Source organism: Modestobacter versicolor, assembly GCF_014195485.1.
Lineage (GTDB): Bacteria > Actinomycetota > Actinomycetes > Mycobacteriales > Geodermatophilaceae > Modestobacter > Modestobacter versicolor.
Genome location: NZ_JACIBU010000001.1, coordinates 2,305,147 through 2,327,630, shown reverse-complemented (window position 1 = coordinate 2,327,630; position 22,484 = coordinate 2,305,147). Strand labels below are relative to the sequence as shown.

Below are 22,484 nucleotides of genomic sequence, written 5' to 3'. Positions count from 1 at the left end.
CTTCCTGGGCGCGTCCGGGCCTGGGGTCGGCCGGAGCGACCCCCGGGTCCTAGGGTGGCGGCGTGGGGGTGCGCGCGTGGGTCCGCGAGACGCTCACCGTGCTGTACGAGCGCCGCCTGGCGCGGGCGCTCCTGGGGGCCGACACCCCCCGGCACGTGGGTGTGATCATGGACGGCAACCGCCGCTGGGCGCGGGCCATCGGCCTGGAGGACGTCGCCCACGGCCACCGCCGCGGCGCGGAGAAGATCGTCGACCTGCTCGGCTGGTGCGACGACGCCGGCGTCCAGGTGGTCACGCTCTTCCTGCTCTCCACCGACAACCTGAGCCGCCCTGAGCCCGAGCTGAGCGCGCTGCTGTCGATCATCGAGGACGTCGCCACCGACCTGTCCCGGCCCGACCGCCGGTGGCAGCTGCGGCCGATGGGCGCCCTGGAGCTGCTGCCGGCGGAGACCGCCGCGGTGCTGAAGAAGGCCGCCGACGACACCCAGGGCCGCCCGGGGGCGACGGTGAACCTCGCCGTCGGCTACGGCGGTCGCCGGGAGATCGCCGACGCCGTCCGGTCGCTGCTGGCCGAGCACGCCGAGCGGGGGACGACGCTGCCCGAGCTGGTCGAGGCCCTCGAGGTCGACCACATCGCCGAGCACCTCTACACCCGCGGCCAGCCCGACCCGGACCTGGTGATCCGGACCAGCGGCGAGCAGCGGCTGTCGGGCTTCCTGCTCTGGCAGACGGCGAACTCGGAGTTCCACTTCACCGACGTGTACTGGCCGGACTTCCGGCGGGCGGACTTCCTGCGGGCGCTGCGCGACTACGCCGCCCGGCACCGCCGTTTCGGCGGCTGACGCTCCGGCGAGCATCGCAGGGAGCGCAGGAGCCGACAGCGAGTGAGCATCGCAGGGAGCGCCAGCGACCGAGGAGCGGAGCGAGCGCGGAGGCGACTGGTCGCACAGCGACCGAGGAGCGGAACCGGGGCGGGAGCCGCCTGTGTCGCGGCGGCTGAGAAGATCGGTCGCATGGCAGCCGGAGCGGTCGACGTCCCCCTGGAGTACGTGCGGCTGGGCCTGCGCTTCGACCGGCTGGAGTCCGGCTTCGTCGACGCCTACACCGGTGACCCGCGGCTGCGCGCCGCCGTCGCCGACGAGCCCGCGGCCACCCCGCAGCGGCTGCGCGACCAGGCCCGGGCACTGCTCGCCGAGCTCGACTCGGCGTCCCTGCCGGCCGACCGGACCGCCTACCTGCGCGGCCAGCTGACCGGCCTGGAGTGCACCGCCCGCAAGATGGGCGGCGAGCCGGTCGGCTTCATCGCCGAGGTCGAGGCGTACTTCCAGGTGCAGGTGACGCTCGGCGACCCGGCGGAGTACGCCGCCGCGCACGCCGAGCTGGAGCAGCTGCTGCCCGGCGGCGGCACGCTCGCCGAGCGGTACGCGGTGCACCGGCGGCGCGAGGAGTGCCCGCCGGCGAAGCTGGAGTCCGCGGTGCACGCGCTCTCCTCGGCGCTGCGCGACCGGGTGCGCGGCCAGTACGGGCTGCCCGAGGCCGAGACGGTGCAGTACGAGGTGGTCACCGACAAGCCGTGGTCGGGCTTCAACTACTACGAGGGCGACTACCGCTCCCGGGTGGCGATCAACGCCGACCTGCCCCACCGCCTCGCCCAGCTGCCGCACCTGGTGGCCCACGAGTCCTACCCCGGTCACCACACCGAGCACTGCCGCAAGGAGCGCGGGCTGGTCGAGCGCGACCAGCACCTGGAGCACACGGTCTTCCTGGTGAACACCCCCGAGTGCCTGATGGCCGAGGGGCTCGCCGACCTCGGCGTGGAGGCCTCCATCGGTGCGGGGTGGGGGCCGTGGGCCGCCGACGTCCTCGGCGACCTGGGGCTGCGCTTCGACGGGCACCTGGCCGAGCGGGTCGCGGCGGCCGCCGCCCCGCTGAACCGGGTCCGCCAGGACGCCGCGATCCTGCTGCACGACCGCGGCGCCGACCCCGACGAGGTCATCGCCCACCTGCAGCGCTGGGCGCTGGTCAGCCACGACCGGGCCGCCCAGCAGCTGCGGTTCCTCACCGACCCGCTGTGGCGCGCCTACATCTCCACCTACGTCGAGGGCTTCGACCTGCTGTCCACCTGGCTGGCCGCCCGCCCGGCGGAGCAGTCGGTGGCCGACCGCTTCCTGCGGCTGCTCGACGAGCCGCTGACCCCGGCGGTCGTCGCGGCAGAGCTCGCGGCCGCCTGACCGTCGTGGTGCCGACGACGCCGCGGGAACGGCGCCTGCTCGGGCTCTGGACGGCGGGCTGGCTGGCGGTGCTGCTGCTGGTCGGGCTGCTCTGGCTGGGCGACCTCTCGCTGCAGTGGCCGGTGCTGCTGGTGCCGCTGGTCTGGGCCGCGGTGGCCGTCCGGCCGCGCCGGGAGCGCTGAGGGCAGAACCCGGTCGACTCCTGTCACCGCCCCGGTGGACACTGCGCGCCGTGATCCACGCCCGCGGTCTGGCCCGCACGTTCCGGAAGAAGAAGCAGGAGGTGCACGCCGTCGCCGGCGTGGACCTCGACGTCGAGGCCGGGGAGATCGTCGGCTTCCTCGGCCCCAACGGCGCCGGCAAGACCACGACGCTGCGCATGCTCACCACGCTGCTGGCGCCGACCGCGGGCACCGCCACGGTCGCCGGCTGCGACCTGGTCACCGACCCGGTCGGCGTCCGCCGGCGGATCGGGTACGTGTCGCAGAGCGGCTCGACCGCGCCGGAGGCGAGGGCGGGGGAGGAGGTCGTCGACCACGCCCGGCTGTACGGGATCAGCACCGCCGAGGCCACCGCCCGCGGCAAGCAGCTGTTCCGCGAGCTGGACCTCGACGGGCTCTGGGAGCGCCAGCCGAAGACGATGTCCGGCGGCCAGCGCCGCCGGCTGGACATCGCCCTGGGCCTGGTGCACGTCCCCGGCCTGGTGTTCCTCGACGAGCCCACCACCGGGCTGGACCCGCAGGCGCGGGCCAACCTCTGGCAGCACATCCGCGGGCTGCGGGAAGAGCGCGGGACGACGGTCTTCCTGACCACCCACTACCTCGACGAGGCCGACGCGCTGTGCGACCGCATCCTGGTCATCGACTCGGGCCGGATCGTCGCCTCGGGCACCCCCGACGAGCTCAAGTCGCAGGTCGGCGGTGACGTCCTCACCGTCACCGTCGAGCACGCCGCCGACGCCGGCCGGGTCGCCGCGCTGATGGGCGCGCTGCCCGGCGCGGAGACCCCGCAGGTGCTCGACGCCCGGGTGGTCGGCCGCGCCCCCTCCGGCGGTGCGGCGCTGGTCAGCCTGGTCCGCGAGCTGGACGCCGCGGGCATCGCCGTCGCCGGGATCGAGAGCCGCCGGCCCAGCCTGGACGACGTCTTCCTCGGCCTCACCGGCCGGTCGCTGCGCGAAGAGGGCGCGCCCACCACCGTCCCCACCGAGCAGCTGGAGCCCACCCGATGAGCACGACCCGCGCCCAGGCCCCGGCGGCGACCGACGCGCGCAGCAACCTGGTGCGCGACACGTACACGGTCTTCGCCCGGGCGATGCGGATGTCGCTGCGCAACCCGGCCTGGCTGGTCATCAGCCTGCTGCAGCCGATCCTCTACATCCTGCTGTTCGGCCCGCTGCTCGAGCCGCTGTCCGGCCAGCTCGGCTCCGGCAACGCCTACCAGCTGTTCGTGCCGGGGATCCTGGTGCAGCTGGGCATCTTCGGCGCGCTGTTCGTCGGCTTCGGGCTGATCGCCGAGTACCGGGCCGGCGTGATCGAGAGCCAGCGGGTCACCCCGGCCAGCCGCACCGCGCTGCTGCTCGGGCGGGTGCTGCGCGACGTCGTCGTCCTGCTCGTGCAGGGCACCCTGCTGGTGCTGGTGTCCATCCCGCTCGGGCTGCGCGCACCGGTGCTCGGCGTGGTGCTCACCCTGGTGGTCATCGCGCTGCTGGGCGCGGCGTTCGCCTCGGTCTCCTACGCGCTGGCGCTCACGCTGAAGAGCGAGGACGCGTTCGCCCCGCTGCTGAACGCCGTCGTCCTGCCGGTGCTGCTGCTGTCGGGCATCCTGCTGCCGATGACGCTGGCGCCCGGCTGGCTGCAGGCGGTCAGCGACGTCAACCCGCTCAAGCACGTCGTCGAGGGCACCCGGGCCTTCTTCGAGGGCGACTACGGCAGCGGCACCGCGTGGTGGGGCGCCGGGCTGACCGTGGCCATGGGGGTCGTCGGCTGGTGGTTCGGCGTCCGACGTTTCCGGCAGGAGTCCAGCTGACGAACTGACAACACACGTCACTCGTTGGCGTGTCCCGCTGGTGCTTCTGTCGGCAGGAGGGCCTAGCGTCCGCGGTGGAGGACGAGCTCACCTCGTCGTCCACGGGAGGCCCGGTTGGTGCGACGGAGATCGTTCACCAAGGGGGCCGCGTCCCGGCCCCTGCGCCGGGACCCGGCCACCTTCGAGCCGGGGCGCGCTGTGCGCCCCACGGGAGCCGACTCGTGAGCACTCGCCGTACGTACGTCCTCGACACCTCCGTGCTCCTCTCCGACCCGGGCGCGCTCTCCCGGTTCGACGAGCACGACGTGGTGGTGCCGCTCGTGGTGATCGGTGAGCTGGAGGACAAGCGCGACCACCCCGAACTCGGCTGGTTCGCCCGGCAGACCCTGCGGATGCTCGACGACCTCCGGGTGCTGCACGGCCGGCTCGACGCCCCGGTGCCCATCGGTGACGCCGGGGGCACGCTGCACGTCGAGCTCAACCACAGCGACCCGTCGGTGCTGCCGGCCGGTTTCCGCAACGACAGCAACGACAGCCGGATCATGGTCGTCGCGCTGAACCTGCGGGCCGAGGGCCGCGACGTCTGCCTGGTCACCAAGGACGTGCCGCTGCGGGTCAAGGCGGCCGCCGTCGGGCTGGCCACCGAGGAGTACCGCGGCCTCGGCGTCGTCAACGCCGGCTGGACCGGGATGACCGAGCTCTCCGTCGACGAGCCGGAGATCCAGGCGCTCTACGAGCACGGGTCGGTGTACCTGCCGGCCGCCGCGGAGCTGCCCACGCACACCGGGCTGGTGCTGCTGTCGGCCCGCGGGTCGGCGCTCGGCCGGGTGCTGCCGGACAAGCAGGTGCGGCTGGTGCGCGGCGACCGGGACGCCTTCGGGCTGCACGGCCGGTCCGCCGAGCAGCGGATCGCGCTGGACCTGCTGCTCGACCCGGAGATCGGGATCGTCTCGATGGGCGGTCGCGCCGGCACCGGCAAGTCGGCGCTCGCGCTGTGCGCCGGCCTGGAGTCGGTGATGGAGCGGCGGGCGCACAAGAAGGTGGTCATCTTCCGGCCGCTGTACGCCGTCGGGGGCCAGGAGCTCGGCTACCTGCCCGGCAGCGAGGGCGAGAAGATGGCGCCCTGGGCGCAGGCGGTCTTCGACACCCTGGGTGCGCTGGTCAGCAGCGACGTGCTGGACGAGATCGTGGCGCGCGGGCTGATCGAGGTGCTGCCGCTGACCCACATCCGCGGCCGGTCGCTGCACGACAGCTTCGTGATCGTCGACGAGGCGCAGTCGCTCGAGCGCGGGGTGCTGCTCACCGTGCTGTCGCGGCTGGGCACCAACTCCCGCGTCGTGCTGACCCACGACGTGGCGCAGCGCGACAACCTGCGGGTGGGCCGGCACGACGGCGTGACCGCGGTGATCGAGGCGCTCAAGGGCCACCCGCTGTTCGCCCACGTGACCCTCACCCGCTCGGAGCGGTCGCCGATCGCGGCGCTGGTGACCGAGATGCTGGAGGACCTCCCGCTCTGACCCGCTCGACGCTGTGCGCTGACCCCGCACTGCACGCCGTTCCTCTGCACTGCACGCGCTGCAGCACGTGCAGTGCAGAGGGAGGTCGTGCACTGCGGGGTCAGTGCGTTCCGCGGTCGAGCGCCCGCTGCCACCCGGCGACGAGCCCGGCCGGCGCGGCCAGGTCATCCCAGACCCAGCGGACCATGCCCCAGTCCTCGGCCCGCAGCGCGTCTTCGCGGAGCTTCTCGGCGAACACCACGTCTCCCGGGTGCTGACCCGGGCGGAGCAGCCGCCCGTACTTCACGCGCCCGTCGAACTCACCGAGCAGGCGGTGACCTCGCCAGCCGAAGTCGCTGCGGCCGATGAGCCGCCCGTCAGGTCCGGCCACCGCCACCTGCAGATCGGGCAGGAGCAGGCCGGCGTCGATCATCAGTGCCCGGCTGCGACTCTCCCCGACGCTCTCGCTGCGCCCGTCTGCTGCCAGCAGGGCCCTGCGGGCCGACCGGGTGCCGCGCGTCCCGGCGCCGGCGGCGAGGCAGGCCCTCAGCTCGTCGGGCGACGTCCGGCCGCTCGCGAGTGCCGCGTCGGCGATGACGAGGGCGACCGGGAAGGGGGCGGCCCTCGCCAGGTCGGTGACGGTGCGCGCGAGGCTGGTGACCGTGGTCCCGCCCACGTCCACGACGTCGTCCGGGCCGAGCCGGGCGACGTGCGACCGCAGGCGGGCCTCGTCGGCACTGCGGGCCGGTGGCTGCCGGGTGACATGGACCTTGCTGAGGGCGAGGCCCCAGAGCGGCAGCCCGTGCAGTGCGGCGGCCGAAGCATGGCTGAGGACGGCCGGGACGCGGAGGCCTGCCAGGGTGGCCTCGACGGCCAGGAGATGGCGTTGCCGTCGGTCCGGGCGTCCGGGACCGGCCAGGTAGGCGCCTCGCTGCAGGGTCGTCCACTGGCCGCGTCGCCGCCGTCGCCGGATCTCGTCGTCGACGAGGCCGGCCGCCAGGGCCTGCGGCCTGGTGACGAGCCGCGGCGGCTCTGCTGCGGTGCTCATCCCAGGAGCGTCGGGGAACGGCCGGGCCGGTGGTGCCGTGCGCGGCCGACTGTGGACGCACCTCCAGGGTGTGGACGCCGCAGTGCACGCCCTCCTGCCGCGGTGCACGTGCCGCAGCACGAGCGATGCGACCGGAGCGCGTGCACTGCGGCACCGTGCCGGGTGGATCAGGCGGGGGCGGGCTCGCCGTCGGGCTCCGCGCCGGCCGCAGCCGGCTCCGCCGTCTTCTTCGGCGGCACCGGCGGGGTGCTGGCCAGCCGCACCACGGTGACCGCGACCCAGCCGGCGGCCAGGCACCACAGCAGCCGGGTGATGACGTCGTCCGCGGAGAAGTCACCGCGCATCCCGAGCAGCAGCACCGGGATGGCCAGCACGAAGCCGGTCAGCACGACGTCGCCGCGGAACGGGCTGATCATGCGTCCATCTCCTCCAGGCGCTCACACAGCAGCGAGGCCCAGCGGTGCGCGGTGGCCCGCGAACCGTCGACCATGGCGACCGGCACCGGCACGTGGCTGAGCACGGCGGCCGGGTCGGCGGTGGACTCGGTGTCCTGGACGACGACCGCGTCGAGGCGGGGCAGCCCGTCGAGCCACGGCACCAGGTCCTCGGGCTTGCGGGTCGAGTCGAGGACCGCCCACACCGCCGTCGGCTCCCAGACCGACAGCATGTGCTCGAGCCACGGGCCACCGGACGTGCGCAGCGGCGCGTCCACGGCGACGACGGTGACGGTGCCGGTGGTGGTGCTGACCCGCTGGCGCTCGGCCGCGGTCTCCAGCGAGGTGATCCGGCTCGGCTCGGGGGCGAGCCCGGCCAGTGCACCCGAGGCGGCCCACTGCACGTCCTCCGGCTGCAGCCGCAGCGAGACCGCGAGCGACCGGGCGGCGGCGAAGGTCTCCGCGCCCGGGCCGACGACCATCAGCACGTCGCCGGGCTCGGTCGGCAGCAGCGGCGCGGCGGGCAGCCGCTCGGCCAGCGTCCGGGTCAGCGCCGCGTACACACCGCGGGTGGCGGCGTCGGCGGTGAAGTCGTGGCCGAGCATGAAGTCCGGCAGGCCCAGGGTGAGCAGCCGGACGACGAGCTCCTCGGCGCCGCTCATGGTGAACGGGGCCAGCGCGGTCGACGTCGTGGCCGGCACCAGCCGGGTCACCGTCGCCAGCCGCGAGCCGGGCTCGTCGCCGCTGGCACCGGGCAGCGCGCCGGCCGTGGACCGGGAGCCGATCGGCACCGGGATCGGCACCGGCCGGGTCGCGACCTGCGGCCTGCCGGTGACGGCCTTCCGGCTGGCAGGCACCGGGGGGCGACCGCGCCGGGGCGCGGGGACGGCGGGGCGGCCGGACAGCATCGTCGAGCCGCCGGTGATGCTCAGCCGGGGCAGGTGCATGGTGGCGTCCAGCGGCAGCGGCGCCGGGTCGCTCGCGGTGCGCGCCATCGCCGGGGACAGCGACACCGGCACGGCGAAGAAGTCCTCCTCGACGGGGACGGGCGCGGGCACCTCGACCGGGCGGGACTCGACCAGCGGGGCCTCCTCGGCCGGGGTCTCGTCGACGACGACGGCGTCCACGACCAAGCTCTGCGCGGCGGCGACCTGGGCGGCCCGCTGGGCGACGCGGGCGTCACTGGCCCAGGCGTGGGCGACGTGGTCGGTCCGGTAGGAGCCGGTGTCGTAGGCGCTGGTCTCCGCGGCGGCCGTCGCGTAGGCCCACGGCTCGGGGACGTCGAGCACCCGCTCCTCGGCGGCCGGGGCGGTCGCGGCGACGGCGGGGCTCGCGGTGGCCTCGGCGGCGTGCGCGAGCGACTCGGGCAGCCGGTGCCGGCCGCGGCCGGAACCGTTGGCGGCGAGCACCTCCTCCAGCAGCGCGGCGAGCTCCTCGTCGGCGGAGCGGACGGACTCGACCATCGACAGCGGCGCGGCCTCGCGGGCCTCGGCTGCTGCCTCGGCCCGCAGGCGCTCGACCTCGGCAGCCGCGGCCGCCTCGATCCGGGCGGCCTCGGCGGCGGCCTGCAGCCGGGCGGCCTCAGCACGCTCGGCCTCGATGCGGGCGGCCTCGATGCGGGCGGCCTCGATGCGGGCAGCCTCGAGCCGAGCAGCCTCGAGCCGAGCAGCCTCGAGCCGAGCAGCCTCGAGCCGGGCCGCCTCGGCGCGCTCGGCTTCGATGCGCTCGGCTTCGATGCGGGCGGCCTCGATGCGGGCGGCCTCGATGCGCTCGGCTTCGATGCGGGCGGCCTGGATGCGGGCGGCTTCGAGACGCTCGGCCTCGAGCCGGGCAGCTTCGATGCGAGCAGCCTCCAGCCGTGCAGCCTCGGCGCGCTCGGCTTCGGCGCGCTCGGCCTCGACGCGGGCGGCCTCGATGCGGGCAGCTTCGAGCCGGGCAGCCTCCTGGCGCTCGGCCTCCAGCCGGGCAGCCTCCTGGCGCTCGGCCTCCAGCCGAGCAGCCTCGACGCGAGCAGCCTCCAGACGAGCGGCTTCGATGCGCGCAGCCTCGACCCGAGCAGCCTCGGCCGCGGCGGCCTCCGCCTCGAGCCGGGCGGCCTCGGCGGCAGCGGCCTCGGCCTCGAGCCGGGCAGCCTCGGCGGCAGCGGCGGCCGCCTGCAGGCGGGCGGCCTCGGCGGCAGCGGCCTCAGCCCGGAGCCGGGCGGCCTCGGCGGCAGCGGCGTCGATCCGGGCAGCGGCGGCCCGGGCGGCCTCCGCGGCAGCGGCCTCGACCGCGGCGGCCTGGGCGGCGGCGGCGTCCGCGGCGGCTGCCTCGGTGGCGGCGGCCTCCGCGGCAGCGGCGTCGGCAGCGGCCTCGGCGGCGGCCTGGACGGGGTTGGAGGCCACCATCCGGGTGAGCGCGGCAGCGAACGGCGACGGCTTGGCCGGCGCCGACGAGGCCGCCGGCTCGGCCGGCTCGGGGACCACCGGAGCCAGCTCGTCGGGCGACAGCATCAGCGTGTGCCGGGCCGGGGTGAACGGCTTGGGCGTGGCGGCGGCCCGCTGCGGAGCTGCGGACCGGCGGCCGGCCGGGGACGCAGCCGCGCCGACCCGCGCCGGCGACGGCACGGACGCCGGGGCGCCGAACCGGTCGGCGACGGCGGCGTCGAAGCGACCCGACGGCGGGGTGGTCGAGCGGCCGGCCGGGCGGTCGTCACCGGCGAGGCCGACCAGGTGACCGGCGGAGGCGGCGGCCCGGGCGGGTGCCGGCTCGGCGGCGGGACCCGAGCGGCCGTACAGGCCGACCGACGGCTGCTCCTGGGCGGCACCGAGCAGGTCGGCGAGCTCGCGCATCCGGTCGTCCATGGACGCCTCCGGACGCTCCTCGCGGGCGCCGACCTTCAGCAGCGTCCCGGAGTCGGGGCCGCCGACCGGGGCCGGCTTGCTGACCTCCACCTCGGCGATGAACCGCTCGTTCGTGAAGAAGCCGAACATGCCGCCGGAGCGGATGCGCCGGACGCCGACGACCCGGGCGGTGGGCCCGAACTTGTCACGCGCGGCGGCGATCGCCTCGTCACGCGTGGCGGCCTCAACGGATTGCGTGGGCACCGCTCACCACTCCCAGGGACTCGATCTGTGCCGTGCGGGACACCTCGCTGTACGAGATGACCGTCAGGCGGGGAAGGACCTGGCGGACCAGGCGGGACAGTGCGGCTCGCACCTGCGGCGAGCAGACGAGCACGGGGGACAGGTTCATCCGCTCCGCCTCGTCGAGGATCTCGGTGCAGCCGCGGACCAGGACGTCGACGGTGTGACCGTCCAGCGCCAGGACCTGGCCGCCCTCGGTCTGCCGGACGGACTCCAGCAGCCGCTGCTCGAACGAGGGCTCGAGGGTGATGACGTGCAGCCGCTCGTCCTCGCTGACGTACGGGTGGCTGATCGCGGCGCCGAGCGCGGCGCGCACGGCCTCGACCAGGCCGTCGACGTCGGTGGAGACCTTGGCCCGCAGTGACAGCGCCTCGAAGATGCGGACCAGGTCGCGGATGGAGACGCCCTCGTCCAGCAGCGCCTGCAGCACCCGCTGCACCTCGCCCAGGCTGAGCAGGGTGGGCGTGAGCTCCTCGACGACGGCGGGGTGCGAGCGGCGGACCATCTCGACCAGCACCTTGACGTCCTCGCGGCCCAGCAGCGCGGCGGCGTTCTGCCGCACGACCTCGGCCAGGTGGGTGGTGATGACCGAGGAGCGGTCGACGACGGTGGCCCCGGCCATCTCGGCCTGGCGCTGCAGCTCAGCGGGCACCCACTTGGCGGCCAGCCCGAAGACCGGCTCGCGGGTGGCCTTGCCGGGCAGCCCGTCGAGGTGGTCGCCGATGGCGAGGACCGTGCCGGCCGGGGAGATGCCCTTGGCCGCGGGGACGCCGTTGAGCCAGATGACGTACTGGGACGCCGGCAGGTCGAGGTTGTCGCGGGTGCGGACCAGCGGGATGACCAGGCCGGTCTCCATCGCGACCTTGCGGCGCAGCGCCTTGACCCGGTCCAGCAGGTCGCCGCCGCGGGCGGTGTCCACCAGCTCGACGAGGTCGAAGGCGACCTCGAGCTCGAGCGGGTCGACGCGCATCCGGTCGACGATCGCCTCGGGGGAGTCGGGCTGGGCCTCGGCCGGGGCGGCGTCGCCGGGCTCCGGTGCCTCGTCGTCCGTCTCGACCTCGTCGGTGAGCTTCGTGGCGAGGAACAGGAAGAGCCCGCCGACGAGCAGGAAGGGGAGCTTGGGGAGACCCGGGATCAGGCACAGCGCGATGGCGGCGATGCCGGCGACCCGCACGGGCTGCTTGTTGCGGCCCAGCTGCTTGATCAGGTCGCTGCCCATGTCGCCCTGGGAGGCGGAGCGGGTGACGATGAGGCCGGTCGCGGTGGAGATCAGCAGGGCCGGGATCTGGGAGACCAGGCCGTCGCCGACGGTCAGCAGCGAGTAGGTCGAGACCGCCTCGCCGGGGGCCATGCCCTTCTGCATGACGCCGACCGCGAAGCCACCGATCAGGTTGATCAGGGTGACGATGATCGCGGCGATGGCATCGCCCTTGACGAACTTGCTGGCGCCGTCCATCGAGCCGTAGAAGTCGGCCTCGGCGGTGACCTCGGAGCGGCGCTTGCGGGCCTGCTTCTCGTTGATCAGGCCGGCGTTGAGGTCGGCGTCGATCGCCATCTGCTTGCCGGGCATCGCGTCGAGGGTGAAGCGCGCCCCGACCTCGGCGACGCGGCCGGCACCGTTGGTGATGACGACGAACTGGATGATCGTCAGGATCACGAAGATCACCAGGCCGACGATCAGCGAGCCGCCGATCACGAAGTGCCCGAAGGCCTCGATGACCTTCCCGGCGTAGCCGTCGGTGAGCACCAGCCGGGTCGAGGAGACGTTCAACGCGAGCCGCATCAGCGTGGCGATGAGCACCAGCGACGGGAAGATCGCGAAGTCCAGGGGCCGCTTGATCTGCATCGACACCAGCAGGATCAGCAGCGACCCGACGATGTTCACGGCGATCAGCAGGTCCAGCACGGTGGCCGGCAGCGGGACGACCAGCATCAGGACGATGGAGACGACCCCGATGGGGACGGCGGCCTTCGTCAGCTTTCCCACGTGCCCTCGTTCCTGTGCGGTGACGCTCCGGTGCTGAGGCGGTGCGCCCCTCAGTGCCGTTCTCGGCAGTCCCGGGAACGGTCCGTACCGAGGGCAGGGCGAGGGCAGGCCCGGCAGCCCCGTCCGTCACAGCAGCTCCGGCGGCCCCAGGACGGGCGGCGGGAGTGGACGGCGGGGCTCTCGGGGCGGGCGGGCTCAGGCGCGGCGGCGGCCTGCCTTCGGGAGCCCCTCGAGGGCGGGCGCCTCGAAGCCGGGGCGGTGCATCCCGCCGCGCACGCCGCGGGCGGACAGGTGCATGACGAAGGCCAGCACCCGGGCGACGGCGGTGAACAGCTGCGCGGGCACCTCCTGGCCCAGCTCGCAGGAGGAGTGCAGCGCACGGGCCAGCGGGATGTCCTGGACCATCGGCACCCGGCACTCCTCGGCCCGCGCGCGCAGCCGGGCCGCGACCTCGCCGGCGCCCTTCGCGACCACCCGCGGCGCGCCCTTGAGCGGGTCGTACTTCAGCGCCACGGCGACGTGGGTCGGGTTGACCAGCAGGACGTCGGCGTCCGCCATCTCGGACATCATCCGGTTCCGCGACATGGCCATCTGGGTGGCGCGGCGCTGCGCCTTCATGTGCGGGTCGCCCTCGGACTGCTTGTGCTCCTGCTTGATCTCGTACTGGCTCATCTTGAGCTGCTTCATCATCTTGTGGCGCACCACGACGTAGTCCGCGAGCGCGATCGCCAGGCCGGTGAAGCCGACGACGCGGAACATCGAGACGGCCGACTCGGTGAAGACCCGGGCCACCTCCGACAGCGGCAGCGCACCCGAGGCCGACACCAGGGTCTGCGCCTTGTCCGAGGTGGTGATGATGACGACGGCCAGCGCGACCGTCTTGATCAGCGCCTTGACCGCCTCCCAGAGCCCCTGGGTGCCGAACATGCGCTTGATGCCGGGGAACGGGTTGAACTTCTTGAGGGTCGGCTTCATCCCCTTGGTGGCGAAGGTGACGCCGCCCTGGGCCGCCGACGCGAGCGTGCCGAGCAGCATCATCGCCAGCGCCATCGGCAGCATGGTGGTCAGGAAGACCATCAGCGCCTCGCCGAGCAGCTGGGACAACGCCGCCGGCTCGGGGTCGTTCGCGATCACCGCCACCTGGACGAACAGCTGCCGCACGGCGTCGAACGCGTTCCCGACCAGCATCGGCAGCAGCACGCTGGCCGCCGCGGCGCCCAGCCAGGTGCCCAGCTCCTGGGTGCGCGGGATCTGGCCTTCCTTGCGCGCCTGCTTGAGCTTCTGCGGTGTGGGCTTCTCTGTCTTCTCCCCGCCAGGCCCGTCCTTGGCCATCAGTCACCTCCCCGGTCGGTCACGTCAGCCGCTCTTCAGGGCGGTGATGCCCTCGACGGCGGTGTCCATCAGCGAGTCGAGGGCGGAGGGCAGCAGCGGGAAGGTCAGGCCCAGCAGGGTCAGGGTGATCATGATCTTCACCGGGAAGCCGATGGCGAAGATGTTCAGCGCGGGCGCCGCCTTGGACAGCAGGGCCAGCGCCACGTCGGCCAGCAGCAGCACCGCGACCATCGGGCCGGCGATCTGCAGCGCGGCCAGGAACATCATCGTGAACGCGGTCAGCATCGCCTCACCGAGCTGGTCGGTCGGGATCGAGCCGCCCACCGGCAGTCCCTCGTAGGAGGTGACGAAACCGCGCACCAGCAGCAGGTGCCCGCCGCTGGTGAACAGCAGGGTGATCGCCAGCAGGTAGTGCAGCTTGCCGATCACGCCGTGCGTCGACAGCGACATCGGGTCGTAGGCCGGCTGCAGGGAGAAGCCACCGGTGACGTCGATGATGTCGCCGGCCAGCTGGACGGCGGTGAACAGCACCTGGACCAGGAAGCCCAGCGCCGCGCCGATGACCGCCTCGGTGATCGCGGCGACCACCAGGAACCCGGCGGTGATCGCGGGCAGCGTCCCGGTGATGTGCGGGAAGACCACCAGCGACAGGGCCAGGCCGAGCGCGCCCTTGACCGCGGCCGGGATCCCGTTGGAGTTGAACGGCGGGGCGAGCGCGATGAAGCCGGTCGCCCGGGCGCTGGCCAGCAGGAGGGCGGCCAGGGTCGCGGAGGGGACCTCGAGGTCCACCGCGGCCTCAGCTCTGACCGAGCAACCGCGGCAGCGACTCGAACAGCTGGTTGGTGAAGGAGACCAGCTCCGAGAGCACCCAGTTGCCGGTCACCAGCAGCGCGATGGCCACCGCGATCATCTTCGGCACGAAGGACAAGGTCGGTTCCTGGATCTGCGTGGCCGCCTGGAACAGCGAGATCATGAAGCCGACCAGCAGCGCGGTGAGCAGGACCGGGGCGGCCACCTTGGCCCCCACGAGCATGGTCTGGGTGGCGATCTCGGTGACGTCGGCGTCGCTCATGGCTCGACTCCGAGCTCGCTCCGCGCCTCGGTCGCCGGCGCTCCCTGCGGTGCTCGCTCGCCCGTCGTCATCGCGGCGCTCACGAGTACGACCCCACGAGCGCGGTCGCGATCAGGCCCCAGCCGTCGACCACGACGAAGAGCAGCAGCTTGAACGGCAGGGAGACGACCGACGGCGGCACCATCATCATGCCCATCGCCATCAGCGCGGCGCTGACCAGCATGTCCAGCACCAGGAACGGGATGAAGACGACCAGCCCGATGATGAAGGCGCTCTTGAGCTCGGAGAGCACGAACGCCGGGACCAGGGTGAGCATGCTGACCGACTCCGCGTCGGCCGGCGCCTCCTCCCCGGAGAGCCCGATCATGAGCTTCAGCTCGTCGTCGCGGGTGTTGTCCAGCAGGAAGCTCCGCAGCGGCGCCTCACCGGCGTCGTAGGCCTGCGAGGCGGTGATCGTCCCGTCCAGGTACGGCTGGACGGCGAGGTCGTTGATGTCGCCGAAGACCGGGCCCATCACGAAGATCGTCAGGAACAGTGCGATCCCGGTGAGCACCTGGTTCGGCGGCGAGGTCGGCAGCCCCAGGGCGTTGCGGGTCAGCGACAGCACCACGAGGATCTTGGTGAACGAGGTGACCAGCAGCAGCGCCGACGGGGCGATGGACAGCACCGTGATCGCCAGGATCAGCGTCACGGCGGTGCTCGGGCTGTTGCCGCCGACGTTGATGCTCACCCCGCTGTCGACCACCGGGGAGACCGGGGCGGTCGGCGCGGTGGGCGCGGTGGGGGCCGTCGGCGCGGCGGAGGCCGGGTCGGCCAGCAGCACCATCGCCGACACCGCGGCGAGCACCAGCAGCGGCAGCAGCCAGGCGAAGCGGCGGAACCGGGGCACGGCTGAGGTACCTGCGGCGGGCGCGGTGGCCGGCAGCAGGCTGGGGAAGCGGGTCACGACCGGCGCACCGTCCGCTCGCGCAGCTCCTGCACGACCGTCGTCCAGGTGCCGCGGTCGAGCACCGAACCGGCGAGCGCGCCGGAGCCGCCGCGGGCGGCCATCGCCGGCCGGGCCGGGGAGAGCTGCCCGGCCTCACCGTCGACCGCGGTGGCGGCCGGACCGGTGGCCGAGGCCAGGGCCGTCGCCAGCTCGTCGTCCTCGACCTCGGCGAGCAGGGTGACCTGCTCCTCGGTCGAGCCGACGACCAGGACCCGGCCGGCGACCCGCAGGACCGACACGCTGCTGGTGCGGCCCATGCGCTGGCGGGCGACCACCTCGATGACCCCGGTGGTGCCGCCGAGGCCGCGCTTCTGGGCGACCCGGCTGGCGAAGAGGAGCACGCCGCCGACGAACGCCAGGCACAGCACCAGGCGGATGACCATCCACGTCATGCGCCCGGGCTCCCGTACTCCGTCGCGTCGGTGACGATCTCGCTGATCCGCAGCCCGAAGTCCTCGTCCACGACGACGATCTCGCCGCGGGCGATCAGCGTGCCGTTGACCAGCAGGTCGGCCGGGGCGCCGGCGGCGCGGTCGAGCTCGATGACCTCGCCGGGGTAGAGGGAGAGCAGCTCGGAGACCGTCATCCGGGTCCGGCCGATCTCGACCGTGACCTCCATGGCGACGTTGCGCAGCAGGTCCAGGCTGCCGCGGCGCTCGCGCGCCCGGGGGAGGGTGACCTGCAGGGCCAGCGTCGCGGAGACCTCGCCGCCGCTGATCAGCGGGACGGCGAGGAAGACGCCCTTGTCCCGCAGCCCGTCGAGCGCGGGGACGACGTCCTCGACCCGCTCGGCGGCGACCCGGACCCGGCCCAGCGCGGACGCAGCGGCCTCCAGGGCCGGGCGCAGCGCGGTGGCGACGTCCATCGGCCCGACGGGGGAGTTGGCCAGCGCGCTGACGATCTCCTCGGAGAGCACCAGCACGATGTCGCCGCTGACCTCGCCGCCGAGCGCCGCGGTGACGGCGGCCCCCGGGGCCGGCGGCAGCGGGACCGCGTCAGGGTCGGCCACCGTCTCACCGGCGCGGAGGTCCAGCTCGGCGGGCATCGCGGCCGCGGCCGCCTGCGCCGCGGCCGCGACGGCCGTGGCGATGGTCTCGGAGTCCGAGGAGCGGTCTGTGCCGAAGGCGGTGGTCATGCGGGGTCCTTTCCGCCGGTCGCGGTGTCAGGGACGATCTCGGCGGCCAGGCGGCGCCGGTGGTTGCTGGGGAGCGCGTGCGCGAAGGTGACGTCGTTCGTGGTGACCTGCAGCGGGCTGTCCTGCGCGTGCCGCAGCAGCAGCACGTCACCGACGGCCAGGCTCAGCAGGTCGCCGGAGGGGACCTCGAGCGGGTTGAAGCGGACGCTGACGTCGACGGGCACGTCGTTGAGCCGCTCGGTGATCGCCTCGAGCGCCCGCTGCCGCTTGTGCTTCGCGGAGTCCGACAGCTGCGGGGAGGCGGCGTTGTTCAGCGGCGCGGCGAAGGAGGAGAACGGCAGCACCAGCGTGACGTCGGGCTCCCGGGCGCCGACCCGCATGCTGTACGTCGCGACCATGACGGTCTCCGAGCCGGAGGCGGCCTGGGCGAGCTGCGGGTTGTACTCGACGCTGTCGAGCACCGGGGACAGCGGCGTCACCGGGGCGAACGCCTGGCCGAGCTCGTCGAGCAGCCGGTCCAGGAGGTGGCCGGTGATGGCGCTCTCCATGCCGGTCATCGGCCGGTTGGGCTGGTCGCCGGCGCCGGAGCCGCCCAGCATGTGGTCGACCATCGCCATCGCGGTGTCCAGCGGCCACGCCAGCGCGCCCTTGCCGGCCAGCGGCTCGAGGGTGAAGGTCGCGACGAAGTAGGACGACGGCAGCGTCGCGATGTAGTCGTCGTAGGAGAACTGCTCGATCCCGACCAGCTCGACCCGCACCCCGGTGCGGAGCAGCGAGGTCATCGTCGTCGTCGCCTGGCGGGCGAAGGACTCCTGGGTGATCTGCAGGATCCGGACGTGCTCGCGGGAGAGCTTCGTCGGACGACGGAAGTCGTAGGTGCGCGGCTCACGCCGCCGGGAACGGCCCTGTCCCTCGGGGCTCCGGGGGGCAGGCACGCTCGGCGCGTCGGCCACGGTGTCGGACAGGCTCACGCATGTCCTCATCGGCGGAGGGTCGGCCGACCCTGACCGCCGGGCACCAGCCGGTGCGGGGAACCCGGCACCGGCTGGTGCAGCTGCGCCTGGTGCGGCGCACGTGACGTGCTGGAGCGGCCCCCGTGCAGGGTCCCGGCGCGAGCCTGCGAGTGCCGGGGGGCACGGGGGTGCTTCGTCTACTGGGTGACGTACTCGGTGTAGCGGACCTCGTAGACCTCACCGTGGTAGGCCTCGATGATCGAGTGCTCCAGGGCCTCCTTCAGCGCCTCGCGGTTGGTCTGGACGTCGGCCAGCGCCGCACCGGAGAACTGGGTGATCGCGATGTCGAGCGCCTTGGTGCCGTCCGGCTCGGCGGCGGCACCGTGGCCACCGCCGGCGTGCAGGTCGTAGAGGGCCGACATCTGCAGGGCCATGCCGAGCTTGAGGTAGCTGCCGCCGGCCAGGTTGATGGCCACCGGCTCGATGCTCAGCACGACGGTGCCGGTCTCCGTGGCCGGGTCGGCGGCCGCCTCCCCGCTGCCGCTGAAGAGGAAGAAGTACGCACCTCCACCGATCACCAGCACGGCCGCGAGGGCGATGATCAGCAGCTTCTTCTTGCCGCCCTTCGCGCCCTCCTCGTCCTCGGGCGCGTCCTTCTTCTTGTCCTTGCTCATCCGTGGCCTCCCTCGGAGTGGCTGTCGGTGGTCGGGGTCGTGGGGGTGGTCGGGGCGCCGGCGGCGGGCGCCTGGGCGGCGGCCTCCAGGCCGGGCAGCAGCGCGTTCGCCTCGGCCGAGGCCGCGGAGAGCAGGATGATGTCGACCCGGCGGTTGACGGTGGCGAAGCTGGGGTCGCTGTCGGGCACCAGCGGGCGGGTGCTGCCGTAGCCGGCCGCCGACAGCCGCGTCTCGCCGATCCCGTCGACCTCGGTCAGGTGCCGGAGCACCGTCGTCGCCCGGATGGCGGAGAGCTCCCAGTTGGAGGGCCACGGCCCGCCACGGGTCACCGGCAGCGAGTTGGCGTGCCCCTCGACCTCGATCTGGTTGGGCAGGCCGGCCAGGGTGGGCGCGAGCAGGTCCAGCACGGCCGCGCCCTGGGGCTGCAGGACGGCGGACTCCGGCTCGAAGAGCACCGGGTCGGAGACCACGTGCACCACCAGGCCGCGCTCGTCGATGACGAACTGCGCGGCACCGGACTGGCCGGCGGCGGCCAGCGCGGCCTGCAGCGCCCCGCGGGCGGCGGCCAGCTGGTCGTAGGCCGCCTGGGCCTCGGCCGCCGTCTGCTGGGCCAGCTCGGCTGCGTACTGCTCGGCCGCGGCCTTCTCGGCGTCGGTCTGCTCGGTGCCGTCGATGGCGGCCTCGGCGGCCACCTGCACCGGCTTCAGCGGGCTGTCGTTGTCGATCGGCGCGTCGATGGCCGCGCCGTCGTTGAGGATGGTCACCGGGGCGCCCTCGCCGGTCCGGGCGCCCGCGGCGAAGGCGTTGAACTTGGCCAGGTCGATCGAGCTCATCGCGTAGAGCACCACGAACAGCACGAACAGCAGGGTCATCATGTCGAAGCCGGAGACCAGCCACCGTTCGTGGTTCTCGTGCTCCTCGTGCTCCTCGTGCTTCTTGGCCCGGCGGCCACCGTGCCCGCCGTGCCCGCCTCCCTTGCTCATGCCGCCTCGCGCCCCTGCTCACTGGGCGGGATCAGCGAGGTCAGCTTGGCCCGGACGGTGCGCGGGCTGGTGCCGGCCTGGATCTCGGCGATGCCCTCGACGAGCAGCTCCATCTGGGCGGCCTGCAGCGAGCTGATGTAGGTGATCTTGGCGCCCATCGGCAGGAACCAGAAGTTGGCCGCCATGACGCCCCACAGGGTGGCGATGAACGCCGCGGAGACCATCGGGCCCAGCGCCTCGGGGTTGCTGAGGTTGTTCATCACGTTCATCAGGCCGACGATGCAGCCCAGGATGCCGATGGTCGGGGCGTAGCCGCCCATGTTGTTCATGAACTTGGCGGCGACCTTGTCCTCGGCCTTCTTGGCCGAGATCTCGCCCTCGAGGATGCTGCGCAGGTCCTCGGGGTCGGTGCCGTCGATGCTCATCTGCAGACCGCGCTTGAGGAACGGCGACTCGATCTTCTTGACCTCGGCCTCGAGGGCCAGCAGGCCCTCCTTGCGGGCCTTCTCGGCCAGGCTGACCAGGATCTGGATCTGCTCGGTGACCGGCGGGATCTTGGCCGGCAGCATGGCCATCTTGAACCAGTTCGGGATCTTCTTGAGGTCGTTCATCGTCTGGCTGGCCGCCGCCGCACCGAAGGTGGCGATGATGACCAGGACGATCGCCGGGAGGAAGATCAGCGCGGTCGGGGCGACGCCCTCCATGGTCATGAAGACGAACAGGGCGACGATCGAGATCGCGAACCCGATCAGGGTGGCGGGGTCCATGGGTCAGCGCTCCTCTCGGCTCGGGAAGGGCACGACCGAGGCGCGCTCGGGGCCCTGCAGGTCGGTGGTCGCGGGCGGGCGGTGGTCACCGCGGTCCATCTGGAAGGCGACCGCCTGGATGCTCGCCCGGTAGTCGCGGACCTCGCGGACGACCTGGTCGACGGTCTCCAGGACGACGTACTTGGTGTCGTCCCGGAGCGTGACCACGGTGTCGGGGTGGCCCTCCACGCGCTGGATCAGCTCAGCGTTGAGCACGAAGTGCTCACCGTTGAGGCGCGTCAGACGGATCACGGGGGAGCTCCTGGGGTCGGGTACGGCGGTCGCCGGTGCGGGCGTCGTCGCAGCCGCACTGGGTTCATCGGCGCGTCGACGCCGGTGCTTGAGCTCAACGGCCTCCCTCCCGGGGCCCGCCACGGAGGTGCGGGTGGTGGGCCCCGGGAGGGAGGTCGGTCATCAGCGCTTGAGCTGGACCAGGTCCTGGAGGATCTCGTCGGAGGTGGTGATGACGCGGCTGTTGGCCTGGAAGCCGCGCTGGGCGACGATCAGCCCGGTGAACTCCTCGGCCAGGTCGACGTTGGACATCTCCAGCGCGCCGGCCGACAGCGAGCCGCGCCCGCCCGAGCCGGCGGTGCCGACCAGCGGGTTGCCGGAGTTGTCGCCGGCCCGGAACGAGCTGTTGCCGGCCTTCTCCAGGCCACCCGGGTTGGTGAAGGTGGCCAGGGCCAGCTGGCCGATCGACTGCCGCAGCCCGTTGGAGTAGATGCCGACGATCGTGCCGTCGTTGCTCAGCGAGTAGCCCTCGAGCACGCCCATCGCCGAGCCGCTCTCCGCGGTGTTCTTCGCCGCCGCGTCGCTCTTGCCGCCGTACTGGGTCAGCGAGGTCAGGTCGAAGTCGACGGGCTTGGTCCACGCGCCACCGGCGGCGCCGACCGTGTACGTGTCGCCGCTGATCAGCGTGCCGGCCGGCTGGCCGGCGACGGTCCCGTCGGCGAACACCAGGGTGGTGCCGCCCAGCGGCGAGGGCGGCGTCGTGGTGGTGTCGGCGAACTGCAGGCTCCAGCTGTTCTCCGCGACCACCGGGGGGCCGGCGGCGGCCGCGAGCTTGGTCATCGTGACGCTGACCGGGTGGGCGTTGCCCAGGTCGTCGTAGACGTTGACCTGCGAGGTCACCGCGGTGCCGGTGGCGGCCGAGGCGGAGAGGTTGCCGGCGATCGAGGACCCGGTGGTCGCCACCGGGGCGAGCACCTGGCCGGTCGGGATGCGCAGGTCGACGACCGGGCCGTTCATGTCGACGACGCCGGTCGGGCTGGCCATCCAGCCCTGCAGCTTCGCTCCGTCGGGGGTGATCAGGTTGCCCACGCCGTCGGTGTCGAAGGAGCCGGCCCGGGTGTAGAGCTGCTCGTTGCCGACCTTGGTGACGAAGAAGCCGTCGCCGCTGATCATGAAGTCGCTGGCCCGGCCGGTGTTCTGGGTCGAGCCCTGGCCGAAGTTGGTGGTGATGCCGGCGACCTTGACGCCCAGTCCGACCTGCGCCGGGTTGGTGCCGGCGGTGGTGCCGTTGGGCGAGGAGCCGTTGCGCAGCACCTGGCTCAGGGTGTCCTCGAAGACGGTCTGGCTGCCCTTGAAGCCGACGGTGTTGACGTTGGCGATGTTGTTGCCGGCGACGTCGAGCTTGGTCTGGTGGGCGCGGAGGCCGGAGATGGCCGAGAACATGGAACGCAGCATGCGAGGAGCTCCTCGGGTGGGGTGGGGGAGTGCAGGAGTCGGGGGACGCCGGGGTCAGCTGGCGGGGGTGCCCGTGGCCGGGGCGTCGACCTCGGGGAGGGTGATCTCGGTGATGCGGCCGAGCGGGACGGCCTTGTCGCCGACGATCGCGCGGGGCTCGCTGCCGCTGGTGACGACGACCGAGGAGACCGCGCCGGTCACCGTGGTGCCGTCGTCGGCGGTGTACGCGACGTGCTTGCCGACCAGCGCGCCGGCGCTGAGCGATCGCTGCAGGGTGAGCAGCTCGCGGTTCTGCGAGGCGATCTCCTCGAGCTTCTCCACCTGGGTGAAGGTCGCCGTCTGGGCCATGAACTCGCTGCTGCTGGTCGGGTTGCTGGGGTCCTGGTAGCGCATCTGGGCGACCAGGAGCTTGAGGAAGGTGTCCTTGCCCATCTGGTCGTTGCGGGTCGCCGAGGTGGTGGCGGTCGTGGTCGGCGTGCCGACGGTGCCGATCGGGGTGGTCATCGAGC

The 22,484-nt window shown here is 73.3% G+C and carries 23 protein-coding genes; 6 read left to right on the top strand and 17 right to left on the bottom strand.

What is annotated here, in order from left to right:
* Nucleotides 1–62: 62 nt before the first annotated feature.
* The 6 genes from FHX36_RS11400 (at nucleotide 63) to phoH2 (ending at nucleotide 5,773) form a co-directional block, all read left to right on the top strand.
* On the top strand, nucleotides 63–842 hold the full coding sequence (locus FHX36_RS11400; RefSeq protein ID WP_110552264.1) for an isoprenyl transferase: 780 nt from the start codon (nucleotides 63–65) through the stop codon (nucleotides 840–842).
* 171 nt (nucleotides 843–1,013) lie between these two features.
* Nucleotides 1,014–2,231 carry a DUF885 domain-containing protein gene (locus tag FHX36_RS11395; protein ID WP_110552265.1) on the top strand — a complete coding sequence of 406 codons (1,218 nt, stop codon included), beginning with the start codon at nucleotides 1,014–1,016 and terminating at the stop codon, nucleotides 2,229–2,231.
* Nucleotides 2,232–2,236: 5 nt separating this feature from the next.
* Entirely contained in the window at nucleotides 2,237–2,413 is a 177-nt protein-coding gene (locus tag FHX36_RS11390) for a hypothetical protein (protein ID WP_181428765.1), read from the top strand.
* 50 nt (nucleotides 2,414–2,463) lie between these two features.
* Complete coding sequence (locus FHX36_RS11385) at nucleotides 2,464–3,459, top strand: ATP-binding cassette domain-containing protein (protein WP_110552266.1); 996 nt, start codon at nucleotides 2,464–2,466, stop codon at nucleotides 3,457–3,459.
* On the top strand, nucleotides 3,456–4,256 hold the full coding sequence (locus FHX36_RS11380; RefSeq protein WP_110552267.1) for an ABC transporter permease: 801 nt from the start codon (nucleotides 3,456–3,458) through the stop codon (nucleotides 4,254–4,256). The genes FHX36_RS11385 and FHX36_RS11380 overlap by 4 nt, the downstream gene beginning before the upstream one ends.
* A gap of 221 nt (nucleotides 4,257–4,477) precedes the next feature.
* Entirely contained in the window at nucleotides 4,478–5,773 is a 1,296-nt protein-coding gene (phoH2, locus tag FHX36_RS23940) for an RNA 5'-3' helicase PhoH2 (RefSeq protein ID WP_110552268.1), read from the top strand.
* A gap of 100 nt (nucleotides 5,774–5,873) precedes the next feature.
* Here phoH2 and FHX36_RS11370 read toward each other — a convergent pair whose 3' ends face one another.
* The 17 genes from FHX36_RS11370 to FHX36_RS11290 all read right to left on the bottom strand — a co-directional run bounded on the left by FHX36_RS11370 (nucleotide 5,874) and on the right by FHX36_RS11290 (nucleotide 22,479).
* A complete protein-coding gene (locus FHX36_RS11370) occupies nucleotides 5,874–6,800 on the bottom strand; it encodes a hypothetical protein (protein ID WP_110552269.1) in 927 nt (308 codons plus the stop codon).
* Between the two features lie 167 nt (nucleotides 6,801–6,967).
* The gene (locus FHX36_RS11365; protein ID WP_110552270.1) at nucleotides 6,968–7,216 is read right to left on the bottom strand and encodes a hypothetical protein; all 249 of its coding nucleotides are present in this window, start codon (nucleotides 7,214–7,216) and stop codon (nucleotides 6,968–6,970) included.
* A complete protein-coding gene (locus tag FHX36_RS11360) occupies nucleotides 7,213–10,320 on the bottom strand; it encodes a hypothetical protein (RefSeq protein WP_183513746.1) in 3,108 nt (1,035 codons plus the stop codon). The genes FHX36_RS11365 and FHX36_RS11360 overlap by 4 nt, the downstream gene beginning before the upstream one ends.
* On the bottom strand, nucleotides 10,301–12,346 hold the full coding sequence (gene flhA / locus FHX36_RS11355; protein ID WP_110551685.1) for a flagellar biosynthesis protein FlhA: 2,046 nt from the start codon (nucleotides 12,344–12,346) through the stop codon (nucleotides 10,301–10,303). Before flhA ends, FHX36_RS11360 begins: the two co-directional genes overlap by 20 nt.
* A gap of 195 nt (nucleotides 12,347–12,541) precedes the next feature.
* A complete protein-coding gene (locus tag FHX36_RS11350; protein ID WP_110551686.1) occupies nucleotides 12,542–13,678 on the bottom strand; it encodes an EscU/YscU/HrcU family type III secretion system export apparatus switch protein in 1,137 nt (378 codons plus the stop codon).
* 24 nt (nucleotides 13,679–13,702) lie between these two features.
* Nucleotides 13,703–14,467, bottom strand: a complete 765-nt coding sequence (fliR, locus tag FHX36_RS11345) for a flagellar biosynthetic protein FliR (protein ID WP_110551687.1) — start codon at nucleotides 14,465–14,467, stop codon at nucleotides 13,703–13,705.
* Between the two features lie 7 nt (nucleotides 14,468–14,474).
* Nucleotides 14,475–14,750, bottom strand: a complete 276-nt coding sequence (gene fliQ, locus FHX36_RS11340; RefSeq protein WP_110551688.1) for a flagellar biosynthesis protein FliQ — start codon at nucleotides 14,748–14,750, stop codon at nucleotides 14,475–14,477.
* Between the two features lie 79 nt (nucleotides 14,751–14,829).
* Complete coding sequence (fliP, locus tag FHX36_RS11335) at nucleotides 14,830–15,696, bottom strand: flagellar type III secretion system pore protein FliP (protein ID WP_343056595.1); 867 nt, start codon at nucleotides 15,694–15,696, stop codon at nucleotides 14,830–14,832.
* Entirely contained in the window at nucleotides 15,693–16,130 is a 438-nt protein-coding gene (locus tag FHX36_RS11330) for a FliO/MopB family protein (protein ID WP_183513745.1), read from the bottom strand. Before FHX36_RS11330 ends, fliP begins: the two co-directional genes overlap by 4 nt.
* On the bottom strand, nucleotides 16,127–16,873 hold the full coding sequence (gene fliN, locus FHX36_RS11325) for a flagellar motor switch protein FliN (RefSeq protein ID WP_110553449.1): 747 nt from the start codon (nucleotides 16,871–16,873) through the stop codon (nucleotides 16,127–16,129). Before fliN ends, FHX36_RS11330 begins: the two co-directional genes overlap by 4 nt.
* Nucleotides 16,870–17,844 carry a flagellar motor switch protein FliM gene (locus FHX36_RS11320; RefSeq protein WP_110553448.1) on the bottom strand — a complete coding sequence of 325 codons (975 nt, stop codon included), beginning with the start codon at nucleotides 17,842–17,844 and terminating at the stop codon, nucleotides 16,870–16,872. Before FHX36_RS11320 ends, fliN begins: the two co-directional genes overlap by 4 nt.
* A gap of 179 nt (nucleotides 17,845–18,023) precedes the next feature.
* Complete coding sequence (locus FHX36_RS11315) at nucleotides 18,024–18,500, bottom strand: flagellar basal body-associated FliL family protein (protein WP_110553447.1); 477 nt, start codon at nucleotides 18,498–18,500, stop codon at nucleotides 18,024–18,026.
* Nucleotides 18,497–19,483 carry an OmpA/MotB family protein gene (locus tag FHX36_RS11310; RefSeq protein ID WP_110553446.1) on the bottom strand — a complete coding sequence of 329 codons (987 nt, stop codon included), beginning with the start codon at nucleotides 19,481–19,483 and terminating at the stop codon, nucleotides 18,497–18,499. The genes FHX36_RS11315 and FHX36_RS11310 overlap by 4 nt, the downstream gene beginning before the upstream one ends.
* Nucleotides 19,480–20,250: a motility protein A gene (locus FHX36_RS11305; protein ID WP_110553445.1), complete on the bottom strand. Its 771-nt coding sequence runs from the start codon at nucleotides 20,248–20,250 to the stop codon at nucleotides 19,480–19,482. The genes FHX36_RS11310 and FHX36_RS11305 overlap by 4 nt, the downstream gene beginning before the upstream one ends.
* A 3-nt stretch (nucleotides 20,251–20,253) precedes the next feature.
* Nucleotides 20,254–20,541: a flagellar FlbD family protein gene (locus tag FHX36_RS11300; RefSeq protein ID WP_110553444.1), complete on the bottom strand. Its 288-nt coding sequence runs from the start codon at nucleotides 20,539–20,541 to the stop codon at nucleotides 20,254–20,256.
* Nucleotides 20,542–20,703: 162 nt separating this feature from the next.
* Nucleotides 20,704–21,975, bottom strand: coding sequence for a flagellar hook protein FlgE (locus FHX36_RS11295; RefSeq protein ID WP_110553443.1), 1,272 nt, complete (start codon nucleotides 21,973–21,975; stop codon nucleotides 20,704–20,706).
* A 54-nt stretch (nucleotides 21,976–22,029) separates the two neighbouring features.
* Entirely contained in the window at nucleotides 22,030–22,479 is a 450-nt protein-coding gene (locus FHX36_RS11290) for a flagellar hook assembly protein FlgD (RefSeq protein WP_110553442.1), read from the bottom strand.
* Between the last annotated feature and the right edge of the window lie 5 nt (nucleotides 22,480–22,484).

Excerpts from the sequence above, each read along its gene's own strand:
- FHX36_RS11395 (WP_110552265.1), top strand. The coding sequence starts at position 1,014 with ATGGCAGCCGGAGCGGTCGACGTCCCCCTGGAGTACGTGCGGCTGGGC.
- FHX36_RS11380 (WP_110552267.1), top strand. The coding sequence starts at position 3,456 with ATGAGCACGACCCGCGCCCAGGCCCCGGCGGCGACCGACGCGCGCAGC.
- FHX36_RS11370 (WP_110552269.1), bottom strand. The coding sequence starts at position 6,800 with ATGAGCACCGCAGCAGAGCCGCCGCGGCTCGTCACCAGGCCGCAGGCC.
- FHX36_RS11365 (WP_110552270.1), bottom strand. The coding sequence starts at position 7,216 with ATGATCAGCCCGTTCCGCGGCGACGTCGTGCTGACCGGCTTCGTGCTG.
- FHX36_RS11350 (WP_110551686.1), bottom strand. The coding sequence starts at position 13,678 with ATGGCCAAGGACGGGCCTGGCGGGGAGAAGACAGAGAAGCCCACACCG.
- fliQ (WP_110551688.1), bottom strand. The coding sequence starts at position 14,750 with ATGAGCGACGCCGACGTCACCGAGATCGCCACCCAGACCATGCTCGTG.
- FHX36_RS11330 (WP_183513745.1), bottom strand. The coding sequence starts at position 16,130 with ATGACGTGGATGGTCATCCGCCTGGTGCTGTGCCTGGCGTTCGTCGGC.
- fliN (WP_110553449.1), bottom strand. The coding sequence starts at position 16,873 with ATGACCACCGCCTTCGGCACAGACCGCTCCTCGGACTCCGAGACCATC.
- FHX36_RS11315 (WP_110553447.1), bottom strand. The coding sequence starts at position 18,500 with ATGAGCAAGGACAAGAAGAAGGACGCGCCCGAGGACGAGGAGGGCGCG.
- FHX36_RS11310 (WP_110553446.1), bottom strand. The coding sequence starts at position 19,483 with ATGAGCAAGGGAGGCGGGCACGGCGGGCACGGTGGCCGCCGGGCCAAG.
- FHX36_RS11305 (WP_110553445.1), bottom strand. The coding sequence starts at position 20,250 with ATGGACCCCGCCACCCTGATCGGGTTCGCGATCTCGATCGTCGCCCTG.
- FHX36_RS11295 (WP_110553443.1), bottom strand. The coding sequence starts at position 21,975 with ATGCTGCGTTCCATGTTCTCGGCCATCTCCGGCCTCCGCGCCCACCAG.
- FHX36_RS11290 (WP_110553442.1), bottom strand. The coding sequence starts at position 22,479 with ATGACCACCCCGATCGGCACCGTCGGCACGCCGACCACGACCGCCACC.